Annotated in this window: 21 protein-coding genes; 2 read left to right on the top strand and 19 right to left on the bottom strand. The window is 38.2% G+C overall.

From position 1 onward, the window contains the following. Positions 1-164: 164 nt before the first annotated feature. On the bottom strand, positions 165-569 hold the full coding sequence (locus CBM15_RS05860; RefSeq protein WP_087616197.1) for an Asp23/Gls24 family envelope stress response protein: 405 nt from the start codon (positions 567-569) through the stop codon (positions 165-167). A gap of 132 nt (positions 570-701) precedes the next feature. Continuing rightward, the gene (locus CBM15_RS05855; protein WP_087616195.1) at positions 702-1,775 is read right to left on the bottom strand and encodes a mechanosensitive ion channel family protein; all 1,074 of its coding nucleotides are present in this window, start codon (positions 1,773-1,775) and stop codon (positions 702-704) included. Positions 1,776-1,890: 115 nt separating this feature from the next. On the opposite strand from CBM15_RS05855, the gene CBM15_RS05850 reads away from it, so the two are divergent. Further along, positions 1,891-2,235 (top strand): nuclear transport factor 2 family protein, encoded by a 345-nt coding sequence (locus CBM15_RS05850; RefSeq protein WP_087616193.1) that lies wholly within the window; start codon positions 1,891-1,893, stop codon positions 2,233-2,235. Between the two features lie 33 nt (positions 2,236-2,268). Here the strand turns inward: CBM15_RS05850 and CBM15_RS05845 are convergent, their stop codons facing one another. The 17 genes from CBM15_RS05845 to CBM15_RS05770 form a co-directional block, all read right to left on the bottom strand. Beyond that, positions 2,269-3,267, bottom strand: a complete 999-nt coding sequence (locus CBM15_RS05845; RefSeq protein ID WP_087616192.1) for a VanW family protein — start codon at positions 3,265-3,267, stop codon at positions 2,269-2,271. A gap of 144 nt (positions 3,268-3,411) precedes the next feature. Then, positions 3,412-4,413, bottom strand: coding sequence for a M23 family metallopeptidase (locus CBM15_RS05840; RefSeq protein ID WP_087616190.1), 1,002 nt, complete (start codon positions 4,411-4,413; stop codon positions 3,412-3,414). After that, complete coding sequence (locus CBM15_RS05835) at positions 4,413-5,180, bottom strand: polysaccharide deacetylase family protein (protein ID WP_087616188.1); 768 nt, start codon at positions 5,178-5,180, stop codon at positions 4,413-4,415. The genes CBM15_RS05840 and CBM15_RS05835 overlap by 1 nt, the downstream gene beginning before the upstream one ends. 238 nt (positions 5,181-5,418) lie before the next feature. Then, positions 5,419-6,720 (bottom strand): NCS2 family permease, encoded by a 1,302-nt coding sequence (locus tag CBM15_RS05830; RefSeq protein WP_087616186.1) that lies wholly within the window; start codon positions 6,718-6,720, stop codon positions 5,419-5,421. A gap of 311 nt (positions 6,721-7,031) precedes the next feature. Continuing rightward, positions 7,032-8,558 (bottom strand): SH3 domain-containing protein, encoded by a 1,527-nt coding sequence (locus CBM15_RS05825; RefSeq protein ID WP_087616184.1) that lies wholly within the window; start codon positions 8,556-8,558, stop codon positions 7,032-7,034. Between the two features lie 256 nt (positions 8,559-8,814). Then, positions 8,815-10,179: an acetyl-CoA carboxylase biotin carboxylase subunit gene (gene accC / locus CBM15_RS05820; protein WP_014823468.1), complete on the bottom strand. Its 1,365-nt coding sequence runs from the start codon at positions 10,177-10,179 to the stop codon at positions 8,815-8,817. A 15-nt stretch (positions 10,180-10,194) separates the two neighbouring features. Beyond that, entirely contained in the window at positions 10,195-10,695 is a 501-nt protein-coding gene (accB, locus tag CBM15_RS05815; RefSeq protein ID WP_014823467.1) for an acetyl-CoA carboxylase biotin carboxyl carrier protein, read from the bottom strand. A 193-nt stretch (positions 10,696-10,888) separates the two neighbouring features. Then, positions 10,889-11,422: a SpoIIIAH-like family protein gene (locus CBM15_RS05810; RefSeq protein WP_087616182.1), complete on the bottom strand. Its 534-nt coding sequence runs from the start codon at positions 11,420-11,422 to the stop codon at positions 10,889-10,891. Further along, positions 11,419-11,796 (bottom strand): hypothetical protein, encoded by a 378-nt coding sequence (locus CBM15_RS05805; protein ID WP_087616181.1) that lies wholly within the window; start codon positions 11,794-11,796, stop codon positions 11,419-11,421. Before CBM15_RS05805 ends, CBM15_RS05810 begins: the two co-directional genes overlap by 4 nt. Before the next feature lie 66 nt (positions 11,797-11,862). Then, a complete protein-coding gene (locus CBM15_RS19605) occupies positions 11,863-11,997 on the bottom strand; it encodes a hypothetical protein (RefSeq protein ID WP_269454576.1) in 135 nt (44 codons plus the stop codon). Beyond that, positions 11,994-12,905 (bottom strand): stage III sporulation protein AE, encoded by a 912-nt coding sequence (locus CBM15_RS05800; RefSeq protein WP_087616179.1) that lies wholly within the window; start codon positions 12,903-12,905, stop codon positions 11,994-11,996. Before CBM15_RS05800 ends, CBM15_RS19605 begins: the two co-directional genes overlap by 4 nt. Next, the gene (locus CBM15_RS05795; protein ID WP_008404267.1) at positions 12,905-13,282 is read right to left on the bottom strand and encodes a hypothetical protein; all 378 of its coding nucleotides are present in this window, start codon (positions 13,280-13,282) and stop codon (positions 12,905-12,907) included. The genes CBM15_RS05800 and CBM15_RS05795 overlap by 1 nt, the downstream gene beginning before the upstream one ends. Positions 13,283-13,286: 4 nt before the next feature. Beyond that, the gene (locus CBM15_RS05790; RefSeq protein ID WP_008404269.1) at positions 13,287-13,493 is read right to left on the bottom strand and encodes a hypothetical protein; all 207 of its coding nucleotides are present in this window, start codon (positions 13,491-13,493) and stop codon (positions 13,287-13,289) included. 104 nt (positions 13,494-13,597) lie between these two features. After that, positions 13,598-14,602, bottom strand: coding sequence for an NAD(P)H-dependent flavin oxidoreductase (locus tag CBM15_RS05785; protein WP_087616177.1), 1,005 nt, complete (start codon positions 14,600-14,602; stop codon positions 13,598-13,600). A gap of 172 nt (positions 14,603-14,774) precedes the next feature. Further along, positions 14,775-15,332 carry an elongation factor P gene (efp, locus tag CBM15_RS05780; protein WP_014823464.1) on the bottom strand — a complete coding sequence of 186 codons (558 nt, stop codon included), beginning with the start codon at positions 15,330-15,332 and terminating at the stop codon, positions 14,775-14,777. A gap of 17 nt (positions 15,333-15,349) precedes the next feature. Beyond that, entirely contained in the window at positions 15,350-16,408 is a 1,059-nt protein-coding gene (locus CBM15_RS05775; protein ID WP_087616175.1) for a M24 family metallopeptidase, read from the bottom strand. A gap of 255 nt (positions 16,409-16,663) precedes the next feature. Further along, positions 16,664-17,071, bottom strand: coding sequence for a DNA helicase (locus CBM15_RS05770; RefSeq protein WP_087616173.1), 408 nt, complete (start codon positions 17,069-17,071; stop codon positions 16,664-16,666). A 179-nt stretch (positions 17,072-17,250) separates the two neighbouring features. Between CBM15_RS05770 and CBM15_RS05765 the strand changes: the two genes are divergently transcribed. Next, complete coding sequence (locus CBM15_RS05765) at positions 17,251-18,189, top strand: DUF1385 domain-containing protein (RefSeq protein ID WP_008404279.1); 939 nt, start codon at positions 17,251-17,253, stop codon at positions 18,187-18,189. Positions 18,190-18,279 lie beyond the last annotated feature (90 nt).

Below are 18,279 nucleotides of genomic sequence, written 5' to 3'. Positions count from 1 at the left end.
TCCTCCTTACCAAATGAAGCTTTAAATCTATACCCTATTTTCACCTTGTTCATATCCTAAAATTCACGAAATTATGAAAAAACATTTAAAATAAGAACTTCAGTGTTGAGTAATCAAAAAAGAACCGAGCATCAATTAATTGAGCTCGGTTCTTTTTTATACAATTATTCTGCGTCTTTTAAAGTTTCGAACTGAATCCCTGTAATATGGATGTTCACTTCGCTTGTTTCGATGGCTGTCATATTTAAAATGGCTTGTCGAATCGTTGTTTGCACTTCTTTCGCCACTTTTGGAATGGCATACCCATATTTTACAGTGCAGAATACATCAATGACAATATTGCCTTCTTCCGACATTGCTGACTTGATGCCTTTGGAATGGACTTTTTTACCGAAACGCTCGGCAACACCTGATGCGAAATTTCCGCGTGTTGCTGCGATTCCCTCTACTTCTGTTGCAGCGATACCTGCGATAACTTCAATTACTTCTGGCGCGACTTCAATCTTCCCTAATTCTTCTTTACCAACCGGTGTTGGTTGTACGAATGCTACTTGTTGTTTCTCAGCCATTTGCGATACATCCTCTCTTATGTAAACTAATGGATTTCTAACGCTTGTTACTTTAAATCCTTAAGTTCAGTATACTACAATTATAGACCGGATGTAGAACGGTTGCGCCACATTTTGTAATTTTGGCAATGGTCATCCATTATTCCATCCATACTGACCTTCATTCGGATCAATTAGTTTTATGTCATATACTTCACAGTAATGTTTTGCAACAAATAATATTTCCTGACGTACTTGCAGCATACTGCCTGTATCATTCGTTTCGACAAAGTACCGAATGAGAATACGGCAGCTTGTCGGCATCAGCTCATCCATCGCTACATGAATGATTTTTTTCGAAATTTTCGGATGAAGTGAAATTTGCTCTCGTACAGATTCCAAAAACTTCACAATACTTTCCTCGCTGTTTTCATTTGATATATGCAGGAAATGCTCCACTTTTCTTTCTGTACGATTGGACAGATTATAAATCGGACGATTGACTAAATACGAGTTTGGTACATAAACTGTCCCTTTATCGGATGTTTGAATAACAGTACTGCGCAAATTAATATCCTGTATAGTCCCATCAATTTTTTCGTCACCCGACATAATCCAATCACCGATCTGAAATGGTTTATCCAACGCAACACTCATCCCGCCGAATATATGCGCGAGCGTGTCACGAATACCAAATGCGAGCGCCACACCTGTTAATCCAATTGCAGTTAAAAACCCGTTTAAATTAAAGTTCCACAGTGACGCAATTGTAAACATCGCAATGACCATGACCGCGACTTTACTCATCCGCAAGAAAAATGGGGTTAAAATATCCTGATCTTTCCCTGTTTCAAATCTATGTGGGTTTTTCAAATAAAAACCGAGTACATCATACAGTGCTTTAAATGCAAAAAATACATAGACTGAATCGATATAAATACTTAGTTTCCCATTTTCAAATAGCCATACTTCCACTAATAAAGATGCTGCCATCACTATCAGGCTGAAAATAATGGCGTTACGTATTGATGGGTAGACACTCTTTGTAATGTCACCGAATACCGGATGATTTTTTTTATTGAACAAATCCGCAATTTTAAATAGCAGCGGCCGTATTATAAAACGAATGACGATTAAACCAACGATAATTATTGCAGCAGCCGCCAGACAATCTGCTACAGTCGGTGCAGTAACAGACGGAATTAACCATTTTATCGATTCCCACATAACAATCACCTTCTTAAACCTTCTTTACAACTACAAGACAAAATCATACCATGTAAAGAAACGATTTACATCGAAAATCGTTCCACTGATAATCAATTCGAATGGAGGATTATTTATGACTGCACTTAACAATCTATTTTTGCTTCTAGAACAACAACTCATGCATTACAGAAAAGAAGATTTTATCAACATCTTGAGTGAGGATTTTCTTGAATACGGATCATCCGGAGGCATCATGGATAAACCTTACTTGCTTCACCAAATGACAGATCAAGGGATTGAAGACTGTTTATTTACCGTTACAGATTTCCAGGCAATTTCACTTGCAGATCAGATTGTGCAAACACGATTTGTCACTACAAATCGAACGAATGGCAACAGGCAAAACCGCAGTTCCCTTTGGCGCAATGAAAACGGGACATGGCGGATGTTCTTTCATCAAGGAACACCAGCAAAATAAAAAACCACTCTTATGTAAAGAGCAGCATTTTTATTACTTTTTCAGTAAATCTTTATATTGATGCGATGTCGTGATCGCAATCGTCAGCGAACCTTTGCCGTAATACGATTTAATTAAAAACGGTGCCCCGCTCGTATTTTGAAATTTAAAATCGAGCGATCCGTAAGAAACCGTCGCATCCCTTCCTGTCGGGACATAGCCGATGTTCAGTGAATGGTGATGCCTTTCCGTAATGCGAATTCCCAACTGATCGACAGCATTGAATAATGTCGAGGACGTTTGGCAAATTCCACCGCCAATTCCCATCACCAGCTCCTTGTTAATAATTTCAGGTGCCGGTTGATAGCCTTTTTCCACCGTTCGTTCTCCAACCATTATGTTAAACGAAAAATAATCTCCATCCCCAACTAAAATATTATGGATGGCCTTTGCGGAAAGCTCGATATTTTCACTTCTTCCGCTTTCTTCTCCATTAAAATAGGTCGTAAACGAAGCAACGGTTACATCATCCAATGAAGGAATGTCTATATCCAAATTGGTTTCCAATATATACAGTGGCAAAAAAATATGATCCCCTTTTGGAGAAGCCGCTAAAATTTTTTCGACTAATTCACTTTCCTTTAATACGATTCCGGGATTTCCTTCAATAATCTCTCCGTCTTCCCCAATTTTGTGCAGGACCATTGTTTGATCATAGCCGGTCCTCTCTTTAGACCCTCTTGCCAGTTCTCTCGCTACTTTCTTAATGTTTGCCTCGTACAGTTCACGATCCGTGCCGTATCCTAATAATTGTGGTGTGAACGATTTCACGATTTCCATTGTTCTCGGATCGATCAGTGTAATAACAGCTGGATAGATAAGCGGATATTCCCCGACAATTGCTTCACTTTCCGACAACGGGGCGGAGGTCGAAGCTTCGATTTGATGTTCTTTTACTCCATCTGTTTCGGAAGTTCCTGAATATGACGCTTTTTCACAGCCTACAAGTAAACATAGACCGAACAATACTAAATAAATGAAGTTTATTTTCATTTTATTTCCCCTATCTATAAAAGCAAAGATCTCATAGCTTATTCAGAAATTTAACTTCTGTTAACAGAATTAATGCCACAAATGCCCATGCGTATTGAATGGGATACCGTCACTTTTATAAACAGCGAAAATTGGTATATATCATTATTGTTTTCTTTGCCTCGCTTCTTTTTCCCATCTTGTCAGCGCTGGATATGGATCAAATGCCCATTCTGTCCGGCCATTAAATTTATAGATCCCATAATGTAGATGCGGCGGGAACTTCCCTGCTGTTCCTTCTTTTCCGTACCCTGTACTTCCAACATAGCCGATAACTTGTCCAGCCTCGACAATATCGCCTTCTTTAAGTCCTTTTTGAAAATAAGCAAGGTGTGCATAATAATGATATGAGTTATGGTTGTCACGAATACCGACACGCCAGCCGCCAAATTGATTCCAGCCCATCACTTCGATTACCCCGTATGACGTTGAATAGACCGGCGTGTTGTACGGAGCAAAAATATCCGTTCCTTCATGTATTCTTCGACCACCCCAGCCCCGATTTGCTCCCCATGTCCCTCTGTAGCTGTAGTCAGCTCGGATTGATAGCGGGAATGTATGTCCATCCAAATCGATCGTTCCAAATTTCTCGTATAATTTTGCGATGACAAGTATTTGATTCACCGATAGTTCATTTTTATAATAATCCCATAATGCCAATTTAAAATTATCCTCACCATATCCGTACTGTCTTAAATACTTAGCCAAGGTAAATAATATATCGCTATCATCGGAACGATCCGCAATCCCATCCCCGTTCCCATCCATACCGCTTCCATTAAAATAAGCAATTGAAACCGGGGAAGTATCATTTTCGGCCGGATTTAAAATACCGGACCAGAATTCATCCGAAAATTGAATGGCAATGATACTTTCTCGCTTTGGAATATCCTTTCGTACTTCCTGAATATTTCGTTCATATTGATCGACAGCCGCCAAATAATACCAGGGCAATAAAATATTTTCATGCTGTACATAGTAGTCCATTCTTTTTTGCAATAGTTGTTCTTTTGTCGAGGTGGTGTCCTCCTCTGCAGAAGCATCGGCAACCGGCATAAATCCTAAAATGAAAATGGCCGTCATCATCCATGCAATACGGTATTTCATCATTTCCCCTCCTCTACAATATGTTTGTTCGAATCATTTTGTATTCGGATCATTTGTGAAATTGTGATAAATCGGTAGCCTTGATTTTTTAGCTCCGGCAATATTTTCTTCAACGCTTGAACTGTCTGCTCCCGATTGCCTCCTCCATCATGGAACAACACCACATTTCCATTTCCGAGTCCGTTTAATACCGTCTTCACTATTTTATTTACACCTGGATTTTTCCAGTCTTCTGTATCCTGATGCCATGACCACATTACAATTTTATAGCCGTTTTTGACAGATTCTTTTACGAGTTCATCTGTATAATAACCTTCGACCGGTCGGAATAAATTCGGTTTCGTCCCAGTAATGCTGAATATTGTATCGGATGTCTGATTAACCTCTTCCATAATGGGAGAAACTGATTTTGTATAAGGATGTGTGTACGTATGATTGGCAATCTCATGTCCACTTTCATGCATCCGCAAAACGAGTTCGGGGCTTTTTTCAGCCAGTTGCCCCACGATAAAAAACGTTCCGTTCGCCTCATATTGTTCAAGTAAATCAAGTATTTGCTCGGTATATTTCGGATGTGGCCCGTCATCAAATGTCAGGGCCACCACCTTTTCGTCCGTTTTAATATCCCATATTATCTGGCCAGTTTCCTCATAATATTCCCGACCCTTTGCAGCACCGAGACTGTGGAAAACATACATAGCTGCAAATAAAAATAAAAGGACTAAAAATAAAATAAAAGAGATTCTTTTCCATCTTTTTCTTTTCATATGTTCACTTCCTTAATTAATTTCATCAGCATTAGTATTTAGAAAAACGCTAAAAAGATGTATTCAATTTAAAGTGAAAATAACCCATTTATTTTTTTAAAATTAAAAAGAGCTAGAGATTCAATGTGATCTCTAGCTCTTTTCCTGCGTTAATCCTGTTACAGCAATCTTTTTTATGTATAGAACAGGAAGCCCTTGTTACAAAAAAATACTGCTTCCATAGGAAGCAGCAATTTTTTTAATGCGGTAAATAGATTAACTGTAAAATAAACAGAACAGCGAAAATATAAACGAGCGGATGTACTTCGCGTCCACGCCCTTTTACAAGCATAATTAACGGATAGCTAATAAAACCGAGTGCGATCCCTGTAGAAATACTTGATGTAAGTGGCATTGATAAAATAACTAAAAACGCCGGGAACGATTCTTCAATTTCATCCCACTTCATATTTTTTACGACACCGATCATCAAGCTACCAACGATAATTAATGCAGGTGAAGTAATAGCTGCCACACCGGACAATGAGCCGACAAGTGGTCCGAAAAATGAAGCGATGATAAACAATACGGCAACGGTTAATGCTGTTAAACCTGTACGGCCACCAACTGCAACACCAGAACCTGATTCCAAATACGCAGTTGATGGACTTGTCCCGAACATCGCACCCGCAGTTGTTGCAAGAGAATCGGAAATAAGCGCTTTACGTGCACGCGGCAATTTCCCGTCCTTCAATAACCCTGCTTGCTTTGATACACCGATTAACGTCCCTGTCGTATCAAATAATGTAACTAAAATGAATGAAAAAATCACACCGTATAGACCGTATTCAATCACTTCTGAAATCGCAGTTATTGGATTGAGTACAATAATTCCTTCCGGTAGATGTGGAAGCGCCACTACTTTATCAATTGTAAGCTGTCCTGTGAACATCGCAATAATTGCCGTCACAATCATACCGATAAAAATTGCCCCGTTCACTTTACGAGCCATTAGTGCAACTGTAATGAACAGCCCGACAAATGTTAATAGCGGTGCTGGCTCCGCAATATCTCCAAACTTAACTAAATTAGATTCATCAGCTACTACGATACCGGACATACGCAACCCGATGAATGCGATAAATAATCCAATACCCGCAGTAATCGCCAATTTTAAGTTTTCAGGAATTGCTGTAATCAGCTTTTCACGGAATGGTGTTAAACTAATAATAATAAATAAAATACCTGCAACAAATACTGCTGAAAAGGCAGTAGTATAAGTAATCTCTCCATTTGAAGCTAATACAACAGTATAAGTAAAATATGCATTTAATCCCATACCCGGAGCAACGGCAATCGGATAGTTCGCACAAAGCGCCATCCAGCCTGTCCCGATAACTGCTGCGATAATTGTTGCCATAAATACTTGATCAACCGGAACTCCAGCACCTGATAAAATAATCGGGTTTACAATGATGACATAAGCCATCGTTAAAAATGTTGTTAAACCCGCAAATAATTCACGCTTAACTGTCGTCCCATTTTCTTTTAATTGAAACATTTGCATTCCTCTTTTCAAAACACGAACAATTTTTAAGAACTTATATATAATATTCGTTATTATAGTAAAATGCAATCCATTATGAGCATTTTTTTAAATAGGGAAAATTAATTATTTTCAGAAATTTATTTTATTGTTCATATAGCTCTCTCTTTGAAATATTTCTTCCTTTAAATAACGAGAAAAAGTCCCCTTACCATGGTGCAGAGATCAGCTAATTTCTTCTTTCATACTTTACCCAAATTATGATATTTTACAGCTGTAAAATGAGAAAAACGGTTGCAGTGGACGCAACCGTTTTCTAATTTTTATTATTTTTGCTTTGATACGAACGAGTCATATCGCTGTATGAATGCTGATATATGAGCACGAGATAATATATCGTTAGGCTTGTATTCTTTAATTGAAGGCTCTGTAGTAAGTCCATTATTGATGAAAAATTGAATCGCTGTGTCTTCACTTACTGTTTTCCCATAGTAGTAAGAGGCCATCAATTGTGCCAGTTTACCACGTCTGATACCTTGCTCCGCAAGTGCTCTTGAGGCTTTCGATTTTTCGCTTGCGAGCACAGGCATATTATACTTTTTCGCCAAGTTGTATACACTACTTCTGCTCCAAGATGATGTGCCCTTTACACTTGCTAACTCATCTTTTTCAGCATAACGGAAGAAGATTGTCAGGAAGTGTGCTTCTGTTAATTTTCTGTTTGGTAGTAGATGCGTTTCGTATTTTTTAGTTTTTGCATTCCATATTGTACTGTCACCTTGAATGTAACCTCTGTCGATTGCCCAGATCATACTATCTGTCCACCACATTTCCCTAAAGTCGGCAAATTTTTTAGTATACTTAGAGTAGTCTTTTTCAGGATCTACTGGAGTTGGTGTTGGATTCGATGTCGAATCTGAATAGTCTAAATAACTTGATGCTACATACCCCTCTGACCCGTTACTTCTTTTCACCGGATACCAGACAAAATGGTTTTTCTTCGTAGATCCTTCATCATATACAAATGGACCAGTAATGATAACCACTTCGCCTTTATTTAAAGTACCTATTTTAGAATCATCTCCCGTTGTAGGTCTAGATCTAAATGCGGGATTTGTTGTTGCAATTACTTTATCACCTTTTTCAAAAGAATACTTTGATTTTGTTAATGGTAAATCAAACTTATAATTCATCTTTAAAAATTTAATATTTTCTCTGCTGTTAGAGTCGTATTGGAAATCATCGCTTGTAAAAGGCAGCTCTTGTAAGTCGATTAATTCATATTTCTCAACAAACCCAAAAATCTTTTCTTGATATGCTTTTGCATTTCTTTCACCAGTTGATTGCACAATTGGACTATTTACTGGCTTCGTACCATTATAAGCCATAATCGCGAAGTACCAATGTTCCAGGACATCTCTGTCACCATCATTGATTTTAGGTAAATCCGATCGATCAAACATTTTATCAAGAATTTTTACGCCAGATTCAATATTATAGACAAGATCGCTTTTTAGCCTTTCTTCATTGTAGCCGGCCTGATTTGTAATTTGCATAAGGCCAATCCCATTATCAGCTGTCACAATTGCTTCGCCGTTGTTATCAAAATGACGCCAATTTCCACTTTCACCTTCCGCTATTGCCTTCACAATTTCAGGAGGGACATCATAACTCAGTGCTGTTTCAGTTAATAAGCAGTTCGTAGTAGAGAAATCCGGGTTTACCTTCGACGCTGCATCATACTCACACGTATTTGCAATATCATTCGCAATTACATTTTTATCATTATTGATAGATAGAGTGATCGCACCAACAGCAATTACACCAATCAATGGTTTGAATAACCTTTTCATAAGTACTTATTACACTTCCTTTTATATTTTCTAAAGTTAAAAGATTTACATATATGTTAACATATACCAAACTTTCTAGATAGGGGCACCTTCCGCTATTTTGTTATCTGAGCAGCCATTTGCATTATTCTTTGCCCCCTCTCTTACTCTATTAATAGCTATTCAACGTACAGACGGTAAAACTGTTAAATAGTTTCAAAAAAAATAAAAACCCTCTAATTTAAAATTAGAGGGTTAAAATCATATTAAAATCTAATTAAGATTTCACATTCACACCTAAAATATCATTCTCTTCCAGGAACTTCGTGTTGAATTTCGCTGATTTGAATACGTCGTTGTTCATTAAAGCCTGGTGGAATGGAATTGTAGTGTTAATTCCAGGTCCAGCTACTTCAAATTCCGATAACGCGCGGTTCATTTTCGCGATTGCTTCTTCACGAGTGTCTGCATGAACGATCAGTTTTGCGACCATTGAATCGTAGTATGGTGGAATCGTATAGCCTGCATAAACTGCAGAATCGATACGCACACCATAACCGCCTGGTACTACATACGTATCTACAGTACCTGCTGAAGGCATGAAGTTTTTGTATGCATTTTCAGCGTTAATACGGCATTCAATTGCCCAGCCGTTAATTTTGATGTCTTCTTGTTTGAACGGCAGTTCTTGACCAGAAGCGATTTTTAATTGTTGTTGTACTAAGTCAACACCTGTAATCATCTCTGTTACAGGGTGTTCAACTTGAATACGTGTGTTCATTTCCATGAAGTAGAAACGATCTTCCTGGTAATCGTAGATGAACTCGATTGTACCAGCACCTTCATAGTTACATGCTTTCGCTGCTTTTACAGCAGCTTCGCCCATTTCTGCACGGCGCTCTTCAGATAGTGCCGGAGACGGCGCTTCTTCTACAAGTTTTTGCATGCGGCGTTGAACAGTACAGTCACGTTCGCCAAGGTGTACAACATTGCCATGGCTGTCCGCTAATACTTGAATCTCGCAGTGACGGAAATACTCGATGAATTTCTCTAAATAAACACCAGGGTTGCCGAATGCCGCCGCTGCCTCTTTTTGAGTAATTTCGATTCCTTTTACAAGCTCTTCTTCTGTGCGTGCAACACGGATCCCTTTACCGCCACCACCAGCAGTTGCTTTAATGATGACCGGGTAACCGATTTTCGCAGCCCATTCTTTACCTGTTTCAATATTCGGTACAATGCCTGTACCAGGAACTAACGGAACATTTGCCGCTTCCATAGTGTCACGTGCAACGTCTTTAATCCCCATGATTTTAATCGCATCCGAAGAAGGACCGATAAATTTAATACCCGCGTTTTCACAAGCTTCAGCAAATGCTGCGTTTTCCGCCAAGAAACCATATCCTGGGTGGATCCCGTCAGCACCTGTTTTTTGTGCTACCCCTAAAACTGCCGGGAAACTTAAATACGAATCTTTCGATAACTTTGGTCCGATACAATATGCTTCATCCGCAAGCTTTACATGCAATGCATCCGCATCTGCTTCAGAATATACTGCGACCGTTTGAATACCTAGCTCTTTACATGCACGAATAATACGTACTGCAATTTCGCCTCGGTTTGCGATTAATACTTTTTTCATTTGTATATACGCTCCTTATTCAGCTTTTACTAAAAATAATGGTTGACCATATTCTACTAATTGGCCATCTTGAACTAAGATTTCTACGATTTCACCTTTAACTTCAGCTTCGATTTCGTTGAATAACTTCATCGCTTCTACGATACAAACGATTGACTCTTCGCCTACTTTATCGCCTACTTTTACATATGCTGGTGATTCCGGGTTTGGAGCCTGATAGAATGTTCCAACCATAGGAGACGTGATTTTATGTAAATCAGCCGTGTTTTCTACTGGTGCTGCTGGAGCTTCTGCTTTAGGAGCTGGAGCTGGTGCCGCTTCTACTTGTACTGGAGCTGGTGCCGCTACTGCTGCAACCGGTGCTGCTTCTTGTACTTTTTTAGGAGCTGCTACTTCTGTAACACCGTTGTTTTTCTTTAGTTTAACCTTTGCGCCGTCCGCTTCATATACAAACTCGTCGATTGATGAAGCATCTACTAATTTAATAATTTCTCGGATTTCTTGAACTTTGAACATTCTTAACTCTCCCTTAATAAAAAGTAATAACAATACAAACCCTATTTTATAATTTTTCGGACTATTTTGAAACAAATAATTTTAAATAGCTCAAAAATAGGCATAAAGCAGAACAATCGTATATTAAGACAAAGAAAAATATTTCAATCTGCTATATAACACATTTACTGCTTTACATTAATATGACGCCCTTTTAATTAAAAGGTTCGAATTCTACGCTAACATTTACGTAATCTTTAAATTCAGAACGCACAACGTATAAGATTTCATCTGCCAATTTCTCGGATACTTCATCTGACATAACTCGTACAGCCACTTTATCTCCTTCAATTCGGACAAGGGCATCTGAATAGCCGATTGATTTAATAAGCATTTCCAGCATCGCTTCCGATGATTCCAATTTGATCAGTTCATCCATTTCATTGAATGCCTCATTCTTTTCTTCTGCTGTAAATTCATCAGCAGCAATCTTTTGCGTCAATTGTTCTTTTTGCTGGCTGCGTTTGTTAGCTAACTCTAAACGTACTTCCTGGAATAAGTCGCTTTCTGAATTAACAGTTTGTGTCAGGTTTTGATTAACCCCTAAAATATCTGTTTCATCAATCGTTTCATCAGAGAAGATCGTTAAAATATTCGGCGTATTGTCTTCAAAAATATAAAATACAGAAATTACCGCAGCTAAACTTACTACTGTTAAGAACCATACTGTTCGCTTTTTCACTTTCACTTGTTTTCCCCCTTAATTTGCATTGGCACTACTTGAATACGATGTGACGGAATTTGCAGTACATGCCCAACGGTTTCCTTTAGCATGGTTTTCACGTCGGTATTATTCGCTCCTTGTGCCACAATGATGACACCGGATAGCTTTTGCTGTTGTGTGACAGACAAAAATTGCTGTTCACTTTGTTGATCATAGTGAAAATAAACCTGAACTTGTCCGACTGACTGAATTTCACTTAATAATTTTGCAAGCTGTTCCTCATTTGAGTTATTGCTTTCTCCTTTCTCCGGTTGTGATAGAAACATGAATAAAAAAATAATAAATACTACGGCAATGACAATTAATAAGATAGGACGATTCGCTTGTTTCTTTTCCACATTATTAAGCGTATACGCCCCCTTCTCTACTAGATTTCAACATAATGTATGAACGAAACAAACCGGTTATGCAAACAATGAAAGAATTGTGCTTGTCACGAATAAATACAATGCGAGCTTTACATATACTTGCCATTGCCGCTCATCAGCAAATATGAGAAGACTGCTGCCCAGTAAAATAAAAAGAAATAATTGAATCATGTTTTTCCCCCCATGGACATCTGCATAAAGAAAATAAATAACAGTACGATAAACATAATTGCGAAGCCAAGTAAAAAGGCAACCGCACATAAAACAAACATCGTCTTTCCAACATCATCAAATAGACCGCTTATACGCATATTTGTAAACGGTTCTATAATGGCACCAATAATTTTAAACAGCAGTGCGTGTAGCAATAGTACCGTCGCCGGATAAAAAGCCGCACCCCAAATAATTGTTAAAAAGGACAGTCCAACAAAGGTGGAAACGGTTGACTGAGTTTTTTGGAAAAAGGACAGCCCTTCTACAATCAAATTGCCGATTAACGGAATATTTTGCTCAATTAATTTTTTTATAGGTGATTTTAATGCGTCATTTAGCTGAATAAAGGCGACACCGGAAAGCGTCAAAATCGATGTCAATGCAATAACCGACGCAATCATGACGCTTAATATAGAAGAACGAATAAGATCTGCAGCTTTTGAAAAAGAAATAGCCGGATATATTTTTGTACAGACATCAAATATTAATGCGAGGATTAGAGAAGGTATTGTAACGTTTGTGCTGATAAATAAAATAATTTGGACAAAAAGAATGATGATTGGATTCCATGCGATCGCCGTAAATACGGTTTGAATTGTCAACAGCATAAATGACATAATCGGTAAAATAGCCATAAAGAAATTTTGCAGTATGGCAATAAGCTCATACAGCACAACAAAGGCATCGACGACATTTTGTGCAAATACTACGATAAACAAAATAATAAATAACTGTTCAATTAACGCGGTTTCTTTCGGGACTAAAGCAAGTAGCAGTAAATACATCAAAATATATATCGCTACTAGCAGCAAAGAATACACTAAAGATTGAATGGGCTCTGTAAAAATCGAATAAATTGTCTGCATTACTGTAGCCTTTCTAATAATTGGATTAATAGCTGAAATTTCGGTTGTAGCAGATTGATCCAATATAACACTGCGGTCATGCGAATGGACAACGTAACTAATGTCGCAAAAGCTTCATATTCAAATTGATCTAATAGCTGACAGATTAATTCATTCAGCAAAAAAAGTAATGCCGTGAAGAGAAGTCCCTTACTGTATGGAACATTATTGAAAATAACTGCGAGTCGCTGCCAAAGCGGAATGAGTTGCTCGCGAACAACAAATTGGAAAAAAATAAAGAAAGCGATGACGACAATGATTGAATGTAGCTTGTCCATCGTCTGTTTTAAAAATAAAAACAGAACTAAATAAATGACACTTGCAAATAGCGCAATCATTTAGCTAGACGGCCGTCAACCATTGGAAAAATACGACAATCTCTTGAAAGAACAAGCGCAAAAATCGAATTAATTCAATCGTCATGTATAAATACGCAATGAAAAACAAGAAAAACGAAAACTCTTTTTTTCCTAAATGCTCGAAGAATAAATGAAGAAGTGCAATAATCAACCCAATCCCTGCAACACGAAGCACATCTTGTAATTCCAATAAAGCCCTCCTTCCTTAACGAAACTATATGCACTATCCAATCAAATAAGCACAAAAAAACACCGATGAGAAAGTTTTATCCTTTATCATCAGTGTAAAAATTTTTATTGTAAGAGAGTTTCGATAATCTCTTTAACAGATGCTTCTTTAGCCAAATAGCTATTTTCCCCCATCCAAAGAGACATATATTCATGGTTGTTTTGACGGGCACTTTCTTTTCGGATCGGTTGGGTCAAATAATGCTGGAGCGGATACGGAGCAGTAACCGCTTCTTTTAATTGCTCGGTAAATCTGTTTTTTAGCCCTCGCGCATATTTACCGGTAAATGCTTTCGTCAACGTTGTCGATTGTTCTCTGGAATTTAAAATCGCCTCTTTATGTAGTTTTGGTGCCGCACATTCAGTTGCCGTCAATAACACCGTTCCTATCTGAACATACGAAGCCCCTAATTCAAGCATGTCAAAAACTTGAGACTTTGTCATAATCCCACCTGCTGCAATGACAGGGATCGAAATAATCTCTTTTGCAGCTTTCAACAGCTCCACTGTTGAATGGAGTGCCATTGGTTCAATAAATGATCCTCTGTGTCCGCCAGCTTCTATTCCCTGAACAACGACTGCATTCAACCCCGCTTTTTCAACAGCGACCGCTTCTTCCACCGAAGTTGCTGTGCCAATCAAGTACACGTCTTTTTGTTTAAGTGCTGATAATGTTTCGTCATCGGGCAAACCAAATGTGAAGGAAACGACCGTCACGCCTTCTTCAAGAATCGCCTGTACTTGTTCTTGAAAAACATTAGATGTTGGAATAGATTCCGGAATTGGAATATTCAACTCATCACAGATTGGCTGTAATGCTTCACGTGCACGTTGAACTAAATGAAGGTCCGATTGAGTCTGTTCCGGAACAAACAGATTCACGCTAAAAGGTTTTTCAGTTAATGCTTTCACGTCCTGTATAAATCGCTTTGTTTCCTCACCGTTCAAATACCCTGCCCCAATTGAACCTAATACACCAGTCTCACAGCATGCCACTACAAATTCAGGGGTTGTAATACCTGCCATTGGTGCCTGTACAATCGGATTTTCAATTGGTAGTTTTTCCATCATCTACTATCCACTCCTTTCTTCGATTATACCTAACGCTCCATTAGCAGGCTATAATTTGAAATATTTTTCATTTAATTAGATTCGATTGGCGTGATTTTCGTTTAGCACATAAAAAGGCAGGGATATTGTATTTCTACAATATCCCTGCCTCATCACTATTGTTTCAAAACGATTAAGCGCGTGAAACGTAAGTGCCTTCAGTTGTATTAATAATTAATTTATCGCCTTGGTTAACGAAAAATGGCACGTTTACCATTAAGCCAGTTTCCATTTTTGCTGGTTTTGAACCGCCTGAAGCTGTATCGCCTTTGATGCCCGGCTCTGTTTCAGCAACTTCTAACGTTACTGTGTTTGGTAATTCAAGACCTAACATTTCGCCTTGATATGTTTGGATATGAACTTCCATGTTCTCTAATAAGTAGTAAAGTTCTTCTTCGATTTGAGCAGCAGCTAATGTTGTTTGGTCATATGACTCTAAATCCATGAATACGTGCTCATCACCTTGTGCATATAAATATTGCATTTTGCGATTTTCGATCATTGCTTTTTCTACTTTTTCACCAGCACGGAAAGTTTTTTCTGTTACGTTGCCGTTACGTAGGTTACGTAATTTAGAACGTACGAATGCAGCACCTTTACCTGGTTTTACGTGTTGGAATTCTAGTACACGGAATAAGTTACCGTCAACGATAATTGTTAAACCTGTACGGAAATCGTTTACTGAGATCATGAATTATTTCCTCCAAATTATAAAATGATTAATTCTTTAGTCGAATGTGTTAGTACTTCATTACCCGTTTTTGTGATTAAAATATCGTCCTCAATTCGAACGCCACCAATTCCAGGAATGTAGACGCCCGGTTCAATTGTTACAACCATATTAGGCTCCAGGACCGTATTTGAACGGAATGATAACCCAGGTCCTTCATGCACTTCTAGGCCGATACCGTGACCTGTTGAGTGACCAAATGCTTCACCTAAGCCTTTTGATTTTAAATAATCGCGTGCTACAGCATCCGCTTCAATCCCTGTCATGCCCGGACCAACTTTTCCAAGCGCAAGAAGCTGAGACTCGAGCACAGCATTGTACATTTCTACCAACTTCTCTGAAGGTTGGCCTACAGCGATTGTACGTGTAATGTCCGAAATGTAACCATTATAGTAAGCACCAAAATCAAGTGTTACAAAATCGCCCGTTTCAATAATTTTGTTTGTCGCAACACCGTGCGGCAATGCCGAACGCAATCCGCTTGCAACAATAATATCAAACGAAGAGCTTGTAGCACCTTGTTTACGCATGAAAAATTCTAATTCATTCGATACGTCAAGCTCTGTAATGCCAGGCTTGATGAAATTTAAAATATGTGTAAATGCATTGTCTGCAATTTCACATGCAACCTTAATAATATTAATCTCTTCTTCAGTCTTAATCAAGCGAATTTTTTCAATTAAACCGGAAACTGGCACGAAATCAACATTCACTGCCGAATTATATACTTCATATGTACCATATTGCATGGCATCTTTTTCAAATGCCAATGATTTTACACCCATTGCCGCCACTTGTTTTGCCACTTCTTCATGGATCGGACCGCTATGCTGAACGATACGGAATTCCTTTACTTGCTCTGAAGCTTGTTCTGTATAGCGGAAATCTGTAATAAAAACAGCATCCTGCTGAGAAACAACTGCAACACCGGATGTACCAGTGAAGCCTGTCATATAACGGCGGTTGTATTCATTTGTAATGAGTATTGCTTCGACATTGTTCTCGTTTAGTGCTTGACGTAGTTTAGTAAGTTTCATCTGTTCTCATTCCCCTTTTTAGTGTTGTAAAAACTTGCAGATGGCCATTTAATTGGCGAATCTACAAATTTGTCCTGCTTTCAATCACAGAAACTTTGGCGTTACGCGATGCAATACTCCTATGTCTTTAAACCCTTTAAATTACACTTTCCAAGGTGTTAAAAGGGACCTTTAATACAAGCTGCTTCATTGTGAACGCTTCTTTTTATACTGTCCCTATTTTATCACAGACTTTTCAGACATCAATACTTTCGACTAACGAAATAATGTCTTTGTACGGTACCTGGCTGTTTCGACAATCAAGCGCATCGCTATTAAAATTACAATAAAAAATGGGATGGAGAATTTTTTTAAGGATGACAATTCAATAGGTAGATTTAAGATTTTCCATTCGAGTAATGATGCCATGACAATTCCCAAAATAAGTGATAGTAAAAAAGGAGGCACCATAACGAGAAGCTGTGTTACGACCAATAATAAAAAAGCAACAATCGCTATCATTAAAAATAAAATAACCCATCGCTCGAATGCCGTCCATTCGAACCATTCCAATTTTTTTAGAAATGATACCGGATGCCATTTAATAAAATTAAATAAGTGCAAACCTTTTAAGCCTACTGTCACAATAAATGATGTAAATAATGCAGTGACAAACAGATGCATGACAAAAACTCCTTTTTTTGACTCAGTATGACCGATTGTAAAAAAACTATTCGAATGAATAGTGCTTTTCTCCAAAATTTAGTACAATATGAGGGTATAACAAAGACAAGAGATGGATAGACTCCATTCTCCCGCCTTAAAAATAGATTGAAATTTTATAAGAGAGTGGTGTCGAGCAAGTGAGTAATAATGCGCCAGTATATGGTGGGCAAGCGCTTTTAGAAGGTGTTATGTTCACTGGTCAAGATCATATGGTAACGGCAATCCGTCGAAATGACGATTCCATCGATTATTTCCATGTAAAAAAAGAGAAAAAGCCAATTTTTCAAAAGCTAAAAAAAATTCCTTTCGTTCGTGGGGTTGTCGCACTAATCGAATCGGCAGGCTTTGGGTCGCGCCATTTGCAATTTGCTTCTGACCGCTATGATGTTACACCAGGCGAAGAAGAGGAAAACAGTGGTGAAGAGCCATCGAAGTTAATGATGATATTAGGTGTAGCCGTTATTGGTGTACTCTCGTTTCTATTCGGTAAGTTTGTCTTTACATTAGTGCCGATGTTTCTGGCAGAATTTTTAAAACCTTGGTTCCCAGGAAAAACCGTTCAAATTTTTATTGAAACCGGCTTTAAATTAATTTTGCTTCTTGGCTATTTGCAGATTATTTCGATGACGCCGTTGATTAAGCGGGTATTCCAATATCACGGAGCTGAACATAAAGTAATTAATTGCTATGAAGCAGGCCTTGACTTAACAGTAGAAAATGTTCAAAAACAATCACGACTTCATTATCGTTGCGGTTCAAGCTTTATTTTATTTACCGTAATTGTAGGTATGTTTACATATTTCTTCGTACCTGTTGATCCACTTTGGGTTCGTCTTGTAAGCCGTATTTTACTAATCCCGGTTGTAATCGGTATTTCTTTTGAAGTATTACAAGCGACAAATGCCGTTCGTGAAATTCCTGTTTTACGTTACCTAGGCTATCCTGGATTATGGCTGCAACTGTTAACAACAAAAGAACCGAAAGACGAGATGGTGGAAGTAGCGATCGCCTCTTTCAAAAAACTGCATGAAGTCGAGAAAAACCCGGCTATTGCACAAACATTAGTACATGATTAATTAAAAATTCGGGGAGTTATGTAGAAGGGAATTTACTTTTACGATAACTCCCCTTTTTTTGATGCCTACCATATATTTAGAGTCTCGAAA

Origin of the sequence: Solibacillus kalamii (assembly GCF_002174535.1) — a bacterium.
GTDB lineage: Bacteria > Bacillota > Bacilli > Bacillales_A > Planococcaceae > Solibacillus > Solibacillus silvestris.
The sequence above is the reverse complement of the archived record's forward strand: the minus strand, read 5'-3'. Positions and strand labels throughout refer to the sequence as shown.